Source organism: Streptomyces sp. NPDC001108 (assembly GCF_053598535.1).
The window spans coordinates 284,243-297,809 of the sequence record NZ_JBSFKL010000001.1 but is presented as its reverse complement, the minus strand read 5'-3'; the positions used below and the strand labels follow the sequence as shown (position 1 = coordinate 297,809).

Genomic DNA, 13,567 nt, shown 5'->3' with positions numbered 1-13,567 from the left:
GACGGCGAGCCCGTTCGACGATCTTTCCTGAGCGGAGCCGGAGGCCCTCCGCGAGGGCGCGTGCAGCCATGTCGAAGGCCGCGTCCGCGTCGCCGGATCGGAGATGGCTGGCTGCGGCGTCGATGGCGACGCCGTTGTCGCGCCGCAGGAGGACGCTCTGCGGCCGGACACCCAGCTGGTCGTGGGCAGCCTCGGCGGAAACACGGTCGGCTTCGCCCCCATGATGAAGCAGTGCTCCAGGCAGCTGCGGGGCCTGGCCGGCGCACTGTTGCCCGTCGACCCGGTGGACCGGACCTCACCGGCCGCCGACTGCGCCGACTTCTTCGAGAACGGTGACGGGGCTGCCTGGCTCAAGGGCCGGTTCACGACAGTGAAGCGGGACCTGCGCCGGATGTTCGCCGAGATCCGCGAACAGTCCCCCGGCTCGAAGACCGTGCTGGTGGGCTACCCGAGGATCATTCCCGAGGACACCGCCACGTGCCTCACCGCCATCCCCGGCGGGTTCAGGAAGCCGCTCGCCGACATCAACCAGGACGCTCTGAAGTTCCTCGACAAGGAAGTCCAAAAGCCCCTCAACGACCTGATGAGCCGCGAAGCACAGGCAGCGCGCGCCACCTTCGTCAACATCTACGACCGGTCCGGCACCCACACCGCGTGCGACGGCGAGCAACGGGGCATCGGCGCGATGCTGGAGACGTCCGAGGCCAGGCTCGGGCTGGTCCGGCTGCCCTGGTTCGTGCACCCGAACCGCACCGGCCGTGACCTCCAGGCCGACCTGGTCGCCAAGGCGGTCAAAGACCTCGTGACCGCCTGACCCTTCGATACAACCGGGCCCCTCGTGCCGGGCGCCCGCCGAACACGGCCGGATGCCCAATGGCCAGGGGGCCGGTGCGCCCGTGACAGAGCGGGGCGCCGGGCTATGCGGGCAGCGGGGTGCGGGTCTGCTCGACGAGCAGGGCGGTGACATCGCTGAGCCGGCCGTCGCGGGCGTGAGCTGCGCGCTGGCGGTGGGCCCCGCTGCCGCAGCGGAGCAGGCGGTCGATCAGACCGGCGACGACGACGGTGTCACCGGTGGCGTCCAGTCCGGGCTGCGCGGCCTTGAAAGTGCTGTCGAGCAGGGCGCGGGCGGGGGTCAGGGCGCCGGTGGCGGTCTCCAGACCGTTCCCCTCCAGCCCGTCGTGGGCGGCGCGCCACAGGGCGAGGCGGAGCACCTGGTCGGGCACCTCGGCGGCGGGGCGGTCGTCTGCGACGGCCTGCAGGGCGGTGGCGGCCAGCCCGCGGACGAGGAGGGCCAGCAACAGCGCTTCCTCGGCGGTCGCGGCCACATCGGCGACGCGGATCTCAAGGGTGGGCAGGCGTGGGGCAGGGCGTATGAACCAGTAGACCATCCCCTGGTCGAGGGCGGCGCCGCCGCTCAGCAGTGCGTCGACGGCGTGGTGGTAGTCGTCGATGGTGCGGTACATGGGCGGCGGGCCGGCGGAGGGCAGACGCGACCAGAGGACGTTGCGCCAGCTGGCGTGACCGGTGTCCCGCCCCTGGTAGAACGGGGAGTTGGCGCTCAGCGCGAGCAGCGTGGGTAAGTGGGGGCGCAGGTGGTTGGAGACGGCGAGGGCGGTGGACAGGTCCGGCATCCCGACATGGACGTGGCAGCCGCACACGGTGTAGGACTCCACCAGAGCGCCGAACCGGTTGCCGATGCGCTGGTAGCGGGGCCTGTCGGTCAGCGGGAGGGCCGCAGGGGCACCGTGGGGTGCGCAGCCGACGGCGACCAGGCCGAGGCCGAGCCGTTCCGCCGCGTCGGCCAGGGCGTGCCGGGCGCCCGCCAGATGGCGGTGGGCCTGGTCGGCGGAGCGGCAGACCGGGGTGGCCGCCTCCAGTTGGAACCGGGTGATCTCCTCGGTCAGCGTGCCATCGGCAGCGGGAGCGGCATCGCTGATGACGAGGGGGGCCAGGGCGGCGGGACGGCCCGTCTCCGGGTTCAGCAGGAGGAACTCCTCCTCGACACCGAAGGTGAGCGGTCCACCGTCGCCGCCCGGGGGCGGGGTCGGCGGACCGAGCGAAGTGAGGTGGTGCGGGGGATTGGTGCGACCGTGTGGCATGTGCGACTCCGTTCCTGCGGGGCGGGAGACGCTTCCCCGCGTCGAAGGCTGCTGTCGTGGGGGCCGGTCCGGGTGAGGAACTGCCATGGGTCCGGGCCACATTGATGGGGGCGCATGTGCCTGACGGTGCGTCGGAGAACGAGGGGGCCGGGCCAGGGTTGCATGTTCGGGCCGGGGTGACCAGGCCACCTCCCGCCATGGACGACCGTGTCCGAAGGTGCCGCGGTGACCGCTTTCCGGCGCCGGACCGCGGAGGTGGGCGGTGGTGCGCGGGTGGGTGCTCGACGGCAGTTACCCAATTCGGCAAAGAGATGGACGCGGAGACGGCGTGGACGATGGCCCGCCCGGCCCGTCATCACGAACCTTCTGCGCAGCGGTGGACCAGCGTGCGCGGAGAGCTGTCATGGGCAGGCCGTCAACGGCGACGTCAGCCCGGTCGTGAGGTTGTCGCCGATAGATGGAGGGCGCAGGTTGCCGAGCATCCCCGGGCGTGCGGACGCGTTGATGCGGTTCGACGTACCCCAGCAGGGGGCGGTTCGCGTGAGGGGCGAGGTCTCGGCTGAGGGATCTTGAACGGGTGAGGGCCTTCCGGTTCGGTGTGGATTGCGACGCTCATGCGGCGGGGGTCGATGCGGGATCTACGGAAGATCCGCCAGGACCTCAACCGCGCCATGCCTCGTGCGACGGGCGCCCGGGCCGCGCCGGCTGTCGCCTGACGTCGTGCCGACCGCAGGGCCGACACGTCGGGGGGCGGTGGGCGTCAGCCCGCGGTCAGGATGCCGCCCGCAACGGCCGCCGCCACCCCCACCAGAAGGGCCACGACGCTGAACGCGATCTCGCCGACGCGGGAGCGGTGTTCGGCGGCGAGGTCCGTGGTGAAGACGGCCGGGTTTTCGGGGCGGTAGTGGATCGTGAGGTCCCGGCCGCGCGAGCCGGCGGGATCGCGCAGCCCTTCGGTGCGGTAGGCGGTGACGGCGGTGCCGTCGTGGGTGGTGAAGGTGACGACCGGGGTGTGGCTGGTGGCGGTGTCGCCGTCCTCGTCGACCGTGACGTCCTTCAGTACGGCGATGACGCGGCCCGGGACCGGGCCGCCGGAGGCGAGGCCCTCGATGCGCAGGCGTGTGTCGCGTACGGCCCCGGGCAGGTAGGCCGCGCCCAGCAGCGTCCAGGGCACGCCGAAGCCGATGAGGGCCCACGGCCAGCCCCAGTCGATCGAGGCGGCGACGACCAGCCCGACGTAGACGAGGAAGACCGCGAAGTTGGGCCAGCCGAGCCCGCTCCGTCCGGCGTCCGGGTCGGTGGTGAAGCGGTAGGCGTGCGGGCGGCCGGGAGGGTAGCGGATGCCGATCTCCCGGCCCGTCCAGGCCGTGCTGATTCGGTCGCCGCACTCGCCGTCGTTGGTGACGGTGAACTCCTGACCCGTGGCGGGATCGCGGAAGGTGACGACCACGGCGATCCCCTCGCGTCCCGAGCTCCCGTGCCGGGGCTCCGCGACCCGTTCGATCCGGCCGATGACGCGGACCGCCCGCTGGCCGCGGGTCACCCCGGCCAGCGACCGTCCGTATCCGACGAGCGCGACGGCGCCGAGGGCGACGCACCACAACGCCAGATATCCGTGCCGATCCATCCGTGCTCCTCCTGGTCGGAACCGCCTGCCCCACCCGGCTCACCCGTTCCGTCCGGGTGCCCGTCCCGTCCGTCCCGTCAGCGCGCCGGGACGCGCCGCACGATCTCGCCGTGGCCGTTCGCCTCCAACGAGGCGGTGCCGTCGGTGCCGGTCACCCCGACCCTGAGGACGAGGGCGCCGGACAGGCTCTCGGCGGTGAGCTGCCAGGTCCGCGGGGAGCGGACGCCGAGAGTGGTCCTGGCCTCCCGGACGAGGGCGGGGATGCGTGGGTAGGGCAGGGCGTCCAGGTCGAAGCCGGGTGCCTGCGAGCCCGCGGGGGTGAAGACGACGGTGAGGAGGCGGTCCTGCACGACGACAGTGAGGGCCTGACGCTTTTTGTCGTCGCCCTTGGTGAGCGAGTCGACCGCCGGACGCAGTCGGCCCTCGTCGAACAGGGACTGCCCGGGGCCGAGGGCGACGGTGCCGGACGCGGCCGAGACGATCGTGGTGGACGAGGTGCCTGGGTCGGCGGGCCCAGCGGCCGAGGGGGGCCGGTCGGTGGGGTCTTCCGGGCCGAAGAGTTCGGCCCGGAAGCCGAAGACCACGCCGGCCGCGCCGAGCAACAGGGCGAGGAGCGTGAGGTAGCCGCCGACGGTGCCGCCCGGGGGCGGCTCGTCGGCCAGGACCGGGCCGGGCGCCGAATCGATGCGGGCCGCGGCCGCGCGGTCCTCCCACTCCGGTGTCGGGCGCTTCACCAGCTTCACCGCCCACGGCCGGTGCGGTGGGTACTGGACGACGACGATGCCGCCTGGTTTGTAGTCGGGGAGGTCGACGAGATTGACGGACTGGGTGGACTCGACGCGGTACGCCGGTCCGCCGTCCGGGGCGACGGTGAGGTCGAAGCGGACGGGCACGTCGCTGCTCTCCCCGCCGGTGGCGCGCAGGCTCTCGATCATGGCGAGCGCGGTACGGGGGACGACGGCCGCCTCGCGTGCGCGCGCGGGCGCCCCGGCGGCGAGGACCAGGAGTCCGTAGGCGATGGGGACGGCCAGGCCGCCGACCAGCAGGGGAACATGTTCGAGGACGGTGCCGACGACGAGTGCGGCGAGCGAGCTCCCGATCACCGCGCCCGTGACGATCCCGCGCGCGAGGTCGAGAGGGGTGCGGCGCGTCGGCGGTGCGCTCGGAGGGCCCGGCGTGATCGTCATACCGAGATTGTGGCGGCCCGGGCCGCGGTCCGGTAGGCGTCCGGGCGCCCTTCTCTCCCTCAACGTCGTTTAGTGGGAAGGGCGTTGTCACCTGCCGGGCAACCCTGGCAGCCGACGATACGTCGACCATTCCGCCAGAGGCTCTGTACGCGGCCCCGCACCCGCACTCGCGCGCCGAGCCCGTTCATGAAGCGGGTCGGCGAAACGAGATCGAGCGTCCCGGACCACGGCCTGTCCGGCGGACCTTGAGTGAGCGATTCGTTGCGGTCCACCCGTCAGCCGCGCTGTCAGCTCCGTTCGCTAAGGTCTGCAGCCATGATCGAGAGCAAGGTCGAAGCCTGGCCGGAACCTCCCCTCGCCGGCAACGAGGCCGCAGCGATCCTCGGCGCCCTCGAACGTCAGCGGGCCACCCTTGCCTGGAAGTGCTCCGGCCTGGACGCCGCCGGTCTTCGCGCCACGCTCGGCACGTCCGCCATCACTTTGGGCGGCCTCCTCAAGCATCTGGCGCACACAGAAGACAGTCACTTCGCCCGGTTGTGGCTCGGGTCCCCCGTGGGTGCTCCCTGGGACACCGTCGACTGGGACAGCACTCCCGACTGGGACTACCGCTCCGCCGCCGAGGACACCCCCGAGCAACTGCGCTTTCTCTGGCGGGAATCGGTCGCCCGCTCACGTGCCGTCGTCGACCAGGCGCTCAGCACGGGCGGACTGGACCAACTCGGCGCCTACACCACCCGTAGCGGCGAACGCCCCAACCTCCGCCGTATCCTCCTCGACCTCATCGAGGAGTACGCCCGCCACGCCGGTCACGCCGACCTCATCCGTGAATCCGTCGACGGGCTCACGGGCGAGGACCCACCGAGGTGAAGGCACAGGAGCCCGGTTGGTGGCATGGCATCTGCCCTGGAGACCTCTGGGCCGGCCACCGGCCGCTCCCAGCCCCCGACATCATCCTGCGGCCTCACGGTGGAGTCTCTATCACCCCGCGAGCACGCCGGGCGAACTTCTCCCGGCTCACTTCCACCGCGTCGACGGCGTCTTCGAGGCCGGTGCGGTACCCGCCGTCCGACAACTCCCCTTCGTGTGTCCCGTGGAGCACACCTTCGAGGTACGTCCGCAGGGACCGCACGTCCGACCATACGTTCACGGCTTCCGCGGCCACGGCTTCCGGCCCCATCAGATCGAGCCGCGCCTGTGCCTTGTAGAGCGCGTCCACCGCGGTACCGAGCTCCTCGACGGCTGTACGCAACACATCGGTCGGAGGCGGGGCGTCCCGGACGGATGCCAGAGCGCCGTCCTGGTGCGCGATCCGGTGCAGCACGCTGTCGACCGGCTCCGCCGCCTCCATGAAGGCGAGGTACGCCTGAAGGCGTTCACTCCGTAGCGCCCGGCCATGCTCGACCACCCCCTGGTCGGGCGCCTGCCGCCGCGCGGCCCTGTACGTCAGCCACGAGGTGAACAGAGCGCCGGCGACACCTACTCCGGCTCCTGCCAGGGCAGCCCATCCTTCATCCATGCAGTCCATCCTTCTGCGGTACGCCGCCGAGCGAGACCTTTTCCCCAGATCCGCGTGCCTCTTAGACTCGGGGAAGCTGACCAGGCGTCACACACAGACGATCACAGGCGATGGCTTGGAGGGCGGACGGGTGGCCGCAGCAACACAGCCCCCATCGGGAGATCCGGCGGAGGATCCGGCAGAGCGGTTCGCCTTGGAGTTACGGGCCCTCCGCAACTCGGCGGGCGGCCCGACGTACCGGCAGATGGCCGCGCGTACGGGCCAGTCGCCCAGTGCCCTGTCCAACGCCGCGAAGGGCAGACAACTGCCGCCCCTGGACGTCGCCTTGGCCTATGCCGAAGCCTGCCACGGCGACCGCACGGAATGGGAACGACGGTGGCGGGCGGCGAAGGCCGAGCAAGGCACGGCGCCAGTACCGGCACCGGCACCGGGACGACGGTGGCCGATCGTCGTCGGCGTGGGTACGACGCTCGCACTGGTGGCCGCAGCGGCGGTTCTCGCGAGTCGGCTGGCGCACGAGCCGCCACCGTCGGGCGGCCCCGACCACTCTCCCCGCTTCTTCGCCGACGATGACGCCTTCAATCAGCGGCACCCGCGTCCCCACCTGTCGTCCGACTCCGCGCAGATGGCCGCTGACCTGCTCGCTCTGGGCCGGGTGGAGTTGTACACCGGCAAGGCCGCGCCTCCGATCCACCGAGCCACCGCGAGCACCCCGACCTACGAAGTCACCCCGCGCAAGCACATCGGGCCATGGGGGCCCAACCCCTTCGAAGGCGTCGGCGTTCCCTGGGACGCATCGTGGAAGGCGCCGTCACCGGATCGCCAATGGACGGTGGTGCTCACACCGGACGGCCGGTCGGTGGAGTGCTGGCGGACCGAGGTGCGGGACGGCAGGCCGAGCTGCGAATGGGGAGCCGTGTCCGACACCCGCGGCTCATCGGTCTCCCTCAAGGGCCAGGCCACCGGCAGCGGCCTGTCCCGCCTCGCCGGAGTGATCACCCGCGCGGACTGGAAGGCCGGCCGCATCGATCACGCCCTGAGCTTCGGCACCCCGGACAACAACGGTCGGTATGTCTTTCCGGCGGTCGGCAGCGACGGCCAGGAGCAAGGCCGCTGGCGCGAGGGGCAGTTCATCTGGCTGGACCGCGCGTACAACATCGACGCCGACACCTCGCTCAGGCCGTACGAGCGGATGGTGGCGAAGTCGCTGCAGGAGTACGGCGCGTTCAACGTCAAGAACGCCGGGAGGTTCAGCTTCACGTCCGAGTACGGATCGAAGCCGCCAGGCACCAACGGCGACGGCTACGCGTCCCTCACGCACATCAAGTTCGCGCAGTATCTGCGCGTCGGGACGATCGCGCCTGCCTCGTAGGAGGCTGTCGTGCTCGACGTCGTTCAGCGGGGCGGTCGGCTCGGCCACACCAGGCACGGGTCGGGGCTGCGCTCGTTAGTTGGAGCTTCCGCGCCTGTACGCCGACACGCGGCCCGAGCGACAAGTCTCTCAGTCGGGCAGCAAGGGCGCTCATCGCTCCCCGGGTCCGGGCCGGGCCCCGGTTGTGCCGTGTGGTGTGGGCTGTGCGCGCCCATGCCGACGAGGAGCCTGCCCGCCGCCTCCTGGCAGGCTCCTCGTCAGCACGCCGGACCTGAACTTCGCCATGGTGCTGATGCCGATCGGTGCCGCGGCCCGGTCCAGGGTGGCAAACCAGGGCAGCGGCGGACGTCAGGCTCATGTCGCGGGGCGGACGTCGCGCGCGGCCCTGGTGGCCAGGCCGTAGAGGGCTGCCCCGATGGCAGCGCATCCGTCGAGGCCCGATGCCCGATGCCCGCTCCTGCCCTCTGCAACGGGACCGGCCACCGCCCGCATGTCCGACCCGGGCCGCCGCGCCCGCTTCAGGCCGCGGTCGGTGCTCCGGCCGGGGGGACGGCGGAGGGGAGGCGCAAATGGCCGGTGCGGTGCAGGCCCGTCAGGGCGCCCGCGCATGCCGCGCCGAGCGCGGAGAGCGCGGCCCAGGGCAGCCAGGGCGCCTGGACCCGGGCGGCCAGGTCGAAGATAGCTCCCACCCCCAGGTTCCCGACGGCGACGGAGATCCCGGCCGCCGTGCTGTACGCGCCGTAGTAGGTGGCCACCAGACGCTCCCCGGAGAGCCGTACCAGGGTGTCCATCTCGAACGGGTACAGGAGTGAGGACCCCGTGGCCAGCAGCGCGGCGCACACCACCAGACCCACGAGCCCCAGCCCGGCGCCCACGCGGCCCGCGCCCCGGTCCGGGCCGGGCAGCAGCGGGAGGAAGGCCGCGCCCATGACGACCAGGCCGAGCGCGATGGCCCGCGCCGGGTCCAGGCGCTTCCTGGCCCAGTCGGTCAGCCGGAGCTGGCCGGCGACCGCGACCAGGGCGGAGACGGCGAAGACGACTCCCATCGCGGCACCGTTCCCGTCACCCAGCACGGCCCGGGCCCGGAGTGGCAGGGCGAGATAGGTCTGGAAGGCCAGCAGATACGAACCGGCCATCGCGGCGGAGAACAGGAGGAACGGCCGGTTGCCCAGGATCGCCCGCCAGTCGGTGGCGACGCCCCGCCAGCCGCCCGCGCGTTCCGGGTCCGGCACCGGACGCCGTGCGGGCAGACGGCGCGCCTGGACGACGGCCAGCACCCCGAACACCGTCGCGGAGGCGGCGCACACCACCCGGAAGTCGAGCGTGAGCAGGGCGAGTCCGGCGAGCGGGCCGAGGAGGATGCCCGCCTGGTAGAAGACGTTGAAGGTGGCGAACGCCTCCACCCGGCGCTCCCCGGCACCCTCGGCGATGCAGGCGCGGACCGCCGGGTTGAACAGGGCGCCGGCCAGCCCCGTCGCGGCGGAGGCGACGACCAGCGAGGGCAGGCTCCCGGCGAGGGCCAGCAGGGCGAACGCCCCGGTCCGCAGGGCACAGCCCGCAAGGATCATGGGTTTGTAGCCGATCCGGTCGGCCAGGGTCCCGCCGAGCCAGAACATCCCCTGCTGGGAGAGGTTCCGTACGCCCAGGACGAGGCCGACCGCCCAGGCCGCCAGCCCCAGGCCGTGCGCCAGATGGTCGGCGAGATAGGGCATCAGCATGTAGAAGCCGAGGTTGATGCCGAACTGATTGACCATCAGAAGCTGGATGCCCGGATCGAAGGAGCGCACCCGCGCGTGCAGCCCCCTCACCGCGCACCCGCCGCGACGACGGGGGTGGCTGCGGTGCCGGCCGCCGGGCCGGTGACCGTGCGGCAGCGGGTCCAGGACGTCACCGTACGCTCACCCGGATCGGTGATCTCGTCCGGTTCCTCCGGCGGCGGCGCGGAGATGTGCGCGAGGCCCTGCCCCTGGCACCAGGCGTCGTTGTAGACGGTGTCGAGATAGCGGTGCGGGCTGTCGGGGAAGACCGCCGCGATCCGCGTACCGGCCGGACGGGTGCGGGCGGCCCAGCCCGCGACCAGCGCGACCGCGCCGACGCTCCAGCCGCCCGAGGCGTAGTGGTGGCGGGCCAGCGACCGGCAGGCGCGGACCGCCTCGGCCGGGGCCACCCAGTGCACCTCGGAGAAGGCGGAGTGGGCGACATTGCCCGGGTGGATGCTGGAGCCCAGCCCCCGCATCAGACGCGGCCCGGCCGGCTGCCCGAAGATCGTCGAGCTCACGGAGTCCACGCCGATCAGCTCCAGGCCGGGGAACGTGGGCCGCAGCGCGGCCGAGATCCCCGCGGAGTGCCCACCGGTCCCGACGGAGGCGACCAGCACGTCGATCCGGCCCAGCTGCGCGACGAGTTCGGCGGCCAGTGGCGCGTACGCCGCCACGTTGTCCGGGTTGTTGTACTGGTCGGGGCACCACGCCCCGGGCAGGGCGGCCAGCAGTTCCGCCACCCGTTCCCGCCGGGCCTGCTGCCAGCCGCCGGACGGATGCGGGGTGTCGACGGTCTCGATCCGGGCGCCGTGGGCGGTCAGGGCCCGCCGGATGCCCGGTTCCAGACCGGGATCGGTGACGACGGTGACCGGATGGTCCAGGACGATCCCGGCCAGCGCCAGCCCCAGTCCCAGGGTGCCGCTGGAGGACTCCACGACCGGGGCGCCGGGTGCCAGTTCGCCGCGCTCGCGGGCCCGGGCCACCATGTGGAGGCCGGGCCGGTCCTTGATGCCGCCGGGGTTGGCGCCTTCGAGCTTGGCCCAGAAACCGCGGCCGGCATCGGCGAAGGGTTCGCCGATCCACAGCACCGGGGTGCGGCCCACCAGCTCGGAGGGCCCCCGGGCGGAGGTCGGGGCAGGTGCGTACGAGGACATGTTCATGCGGGTGTCACGGCTCCTCGCCCCGGGCCGGAAGCGGCCGTCGGGGCATCGGGGAATGGGGGACCGGGGCACCGCGGCCCGCGACCGGCCCGGCAGGCGCCGGGGGCGGTCGGGCGGCGGCGCCGGGGTATGCCCGGCGGATCCGGACCGGGGCGATCCGGTCCGCCGGACACACCGCACCCCTGTCAGGTCCGCGCCACGCAGAGTGCCGTGAGAACGCACCGCCCACCGGTCGGCCGACGCACCGGAGCCCGGTCCGCTCCGCACCCCATGAGCGCGGCGGTGGCCGGACAGGGCCGGACCTGCGCCGTCAACGCCCCGCCCGGCACCGGCGCGGACGGGGTGTCGGTGCGGAGCCAGTCCGCCGCGTGATCCGACTCCGGGCAGCACGAGCCGGAATCGGAGGACGACGCCGTCACCGGGCCGGTCCCGGGCGGGGCGGGGGAAGCCGGAGCGGTGACGCTCACCTCCATCGGAATGTGGTGGGCGCCGAGTTCCGAGGCATGGCTGTGCACACAGCCGAGCAGATGGAAGGCGATCCAGACCAGCGCGAGGAGCACACCGCTGCCGCGCACCCGGCGATGCGCCGGAGGGAGGGGCGCGGCAGCGATCACTCACTCAACGTACTCAATCGCATGCGTGAAGTCACATTCAGTGCTTCTGTACGTGGTCACCCAACTCGGCCGCCGCCCGCACGGGCCCGGCCGGTGACCGGTCGTCAAACGGACGTCAAGAGGGGCGCGTACGAGGTCAAGGGGGCGCTAACGGGTGGGTCCGGGCGGGCGGGAGCGGGCCTAGGGTGTGTCGTCGGATGCCCGGCCGCCCCGTCGGGCGGCGACGGCGGTCCGGCGACGCACCCCGGCGTCGTACCGTGCCCCGGCCATCGGCGGTCCGGGGCGAACCGCCCGTTCCCACAAGGAGTGCCATGAACGACCACCCGTGCGCAGAGGACCCCGACCCCCTTCGGGCCGGCCGGACCGGAACGCTGTTCGTCCCGGTCCGGCCGGGACCGGCGGGCTGCTGCGCCCGCCTCTTCCGCACGCCGCTCGGGGAGCGGACCGCCGTCGCCTTCACCGGTGAACGGCAACTGGTCCGGGCCCTCGGCGTCCGGCAGCACTGGATCCGGCTGTCCGAACCGGCGGTCCGCGCCCTGGTCGCGCCGCTCGGCGTCCCCGGACTCGTCGTCGACCCGCTGCTCGTCGTACCGGGCCCCGCCGCCGTGCCCCGGCGGCCCGCGTGCCGGACGGTGCGGGAACCGTGCACCGCCAGGACACCGTCGCTGTCCGCCACATCCGCCTCCTGACCGGCCGAGGGAGACCACCATGACCACCGCAGCTCCCGAGGGCCCGGACACGGTCGCGCCCGCCGCCCCCGCCGGTCTGTCCGTCTGGCCCGCCTCGGCGCGTCACCTTCCCGGCGGGGACGTCGCGCTGGGCGGCGTCCCGCTCACCGAGGTGGCCGAACGGTTCGGCACCCCGCTCTACCTCCTCGACGAGCACGAGGTGCGCGAGCGCTGCCGCACCTACCTGCGCTCCTTCCCGGACACCGACGTCCTCTACGCGGCCAAGGCGTTCCTCTGCCGCGCCCTGCTGCACTGGGTGCGCGAGGAGGGGCTCGGCCTCGACGTCTGTTCCGCGGGCGAGCTGGAGTACGCCGTCACCGCGGGCTTCCCGCCCGGACGGATCGTGCTGCACGGCAACGCCAAGAGCCCGCAGGACCTGGAGGCCGCGCTGCGCCTGGGCGTCGGCCGGATCGTCATCGACAGCACCTGGGAGATCGCCCGGATCGCCGCGCTCGTACCGGCGGGCACCCGCCAGAAGGTACTGGTCCGGGTGGTCCCCGGCGTCAGCGCGGGCGGTCACGCGGCGATCCGCACCGGCACGGACGACCAGAAGTTCGGGCTGTCGGTCACCGACGGCGGCGCGGAGCGCGCCGTCGCCCGGATCCTCGACCAGCCCGGACTCGAACTCGTCGGGCTGCACTGCCACATCGGCTCGCAGATCACCACGCCCGAGCCCTACACCGCCGCCCTGCGCACGGTCGTCGCGCTGCTCGCCCGGATCCGCGACCGGCACGGCACCGCCCTGCCGGAGCTGGACCTCGGCGGCGGCCACGGGGTCGCCCACCGGCCGGGGGAGACCGCGCTCGACCTCCCCGCCCTCGGCGCCCTCCTCCGCGGGGAACTGGCCGAGAGCTGCGCCGGGGCCGGCCTCCCCGTGCCCCGCCTCGCCGTCGAGCCGGGCCGGGCGCTGGTCGGGCCCGCGGGCGTGGCGCTCTACCGGGTCCTCGCGGTGAAGCGGACCGGGACCCGGGTCTTCGTGGCAGTGGACGGCGGGATGAGCGACAACCCCCGGCCCGCGCTCTACGGGGCGCGGTACGCACCCCGGCTCGTCGGACGGCGGAGCACGGCGGAGCCCCGCACGGCGACCGTCGTCGGACGCCACTGCGAGGCGGGCGACGTACTCGCCGCCGACGTGGACCTGCCCGGTGACGTCCGCCCCGGGGACCTGATCGCCGTACCGGTCGCGGGTGCCTACCACCTCTCCATGGCGTCCGGTTACAACCTGGTGGGCCGCCCGCCGGTGGCCGCCGTGGCGGACGGCCGCGCCCGGCTGCTGGTCCGCCGGGAGTCCCTCGCCGACCTCGTCGGCCGCGACGTCGGGCCGTGAGCCGCCCGCCCCGCCCCGTCAGCCGTGCGTCTCCGTGCCGGTCGTCCGGCCATCGCCGCCCCCGCCCGGTCGGCCAGGGGCACCGCCACCGGACGGGCCTGGAGTGGCGGGCTCGGTGCCGGGCTCCGGCGTCAGCGCCCGCGGGGGTGCCCGGACGGTGCGGTCCCGTCCCGGCGC

General features: G+C 73.4%; 12 protein-coding genes. 5 read left to right on the top strand and 7 right to left on the bottom strand.

The features are described 5' to 3' along the window. Nucleotides 1–103 precede the first annotated feature (103 nt). Nucleotides 104–814 (top strand): SGNH/GDSL hydrolase family protein, encoded by a 711-nt coding sequence (locus tag ACWC97_RS01265; protein ID WP_352280275.1) that lies wholly within the window; start codon nucleotides 104–106, stop codon nucleotides 812–814. A gap of 103 nt (nucleotides 815–917) precedes the next feature. Here the strand turns inward: ACWC97_RS01265 and ACWC97_RS01260 are convergent, their stop codons facing one another. The 3 genes from ACWC97_RS01260 to ACWC97_RS01250 form a co-directional block, all read right to left on the bottom strand. Then, complete coding sequence (locus ACWC97_RS01260; protein WP_450646685.1) at nucleotides 918–2,099, bottom strand: carboxylate-amine ligase; 1,182 nt, start codon at nucleotides 2,097–2,099, stop codon at nucleotides 918–920. A 760-nt stretch (nucleotides 2,100–2,859) separates the two neighbouring features. Continuing rightward, nucleotides 2,860–3,726, bottom strand: coding sequence for a DUF3592 domain-containing protein (locus ACWC97_RS01255; RefSeq protein ID WP_450646683.1), 867 nt, complete (start codon nucleotides 3,724–3,726; stop codon nucleotides 2,860–2,862). Between the two features lie 77 nt (nucleotides 3,727–3,803). After that, the gene (locus tag ACWC97_RS01250; protein WP_450646681.1) at nucleotides 3,804–4,913 is read right to left on the bottom strand and encodes a hypothetical protein; all 1,110 of its coding nucleotides are present in this window, start codon (nucleotides 4,911–4,913) and stop codon (nucleotides 3,804–3,806) included. Nucleotides 4,914–5,228: 315 nt separating this feature from the next. Here ACWC97_RS01250 and ACWC97_RS01245 point away from each other — a divergent pair, with 315 nt between their 5' ends. Beyond that, nucleotides 5,229–5,780, top strand: coding sequence for a DinB family protein (locus ACWC97_RS01245; protein ID WP_352280279.1), 552 nt, complete (start codon nucleotides 5,229–5,231; stop codon nucleotides 5,778–5,780). 94 nt (nucleotides 5,781–5,874) lie between these two features. Here the strand turns inward: ACWC97_RS01245 and ACWC97_RS01240 are convergent, their stop codons facing one another. Further along, nucleotides 5,875–6,429, bottom strand: coding sequence for a hypothetical protein (locus ACWC97_RS01240; protein WP_450646679.1), 555 nt, complete (start codon nucleotides 6,427–6,429; stop codon nucleotides 5,875–5,877). 244 nt (nucleotides 6,430–6,673) lie between these two features. Here ACWC97_RS01240 and ACWC97_RS01235 point away from each other — a divergent pair, with 244 nt between their 5' ends. Continuing rightward, nucleotides 6,674–7,801, top strand: a complete 1,128-nt coding sequence (locus tag ACWC97_RS01235; protein ID WP_450646677.1) for a helix-turn-helix domain-containing protein — start codon at nucleotides 6,674–6,676, stop codon at nucleotides 7,799–7,801. A gap of 518 nt (nucleotides 7,802–8,319) precedes the next feature. On the opposite strand, the gene ACWC97_RS01230 is transcribed toward ACWC97_RS01235, so the two are convergent. The 3 genes from ACWC97_RS01230 to ACWC97_RS01220 all read right to left on the bottom strand — a co-directional run bounded on the left by ACWC97_RS01230 (nucleotide 8,320) and on the right by ACWC97_RS01220 (nucleotide 11,335). Next, nucleotides 8,320–9,609, bottom strand: coding sequence for an MFS transporter (locus tag ACWC97_RS01230; protein WP_450646675.1), 1,290 nt, complete (start codon nucleotides 9,607–9,609; stop codon nucleotides 8,320–8,322). Then, nucleotides 9,606–10,721, bottom strand: a complete 1,116-nt coding sequence (locus ACWC97_RS01225) for a PLP-dependent cysteine synthase family protein (protein ID WP_450646673.1) — start codon at nucleotides 10,719–10,721, stop codon at nucleotides 9,606–9,608. Before ACWC97_RS01225 ends, ACWC97_RS01230 begins: the two co-directional genes overlap by 4 nt. 185 nt (nucleotides 10,722–10,906) lie before the next feature. Further along, the gene (locus ACWC97_RS01220) at nucleotides 10,907–11,335 is read right to left on the bottom strand and encodes a hypothetical protein (RefSeq protein WP_450646672.1); all 429 of its coding nucleotides are present in this window, start codon (nucleotides 11,333–11,335) and stop codon (nucleotides 10,907–10,909) included. Nucleotides 11,336–11,646: 311 nt separating this feature from the next. Between ACWC97_RS01220 and ACWC97_RS01215 the strand changes: the two genes are divergently transcribed. After that, complete coding sequence (locus ACWC97_RS01215) at nucleotides 11,647–12,024, top strand: SAV_915 family protein (RefSeq protein WP_450646670.1); 378 nt, start codon at nucleotides 11,647–11,649, stop codon at nucleotides 12,022–12,024. Between the two features lie 19 nt (nucleotides 12,025–12,043). Next, the gene (gene lysA / locus ACWC97_RS01210) at nucleotides 12,044–13,390 is read left to right on the top strand and encodes a diaminopimelate decarboxylase (RefSeq protein ID WP_450646668.1); all 1,347 of its coding nucleotides are present in this window, start codon (nucleotides 12,044–12,046) and stop codon (nucleotides 13,388–13,390) included. The last annotated feature ends 177 nt before the right edge of the window (nucleotides 13,391–13,567 follow it).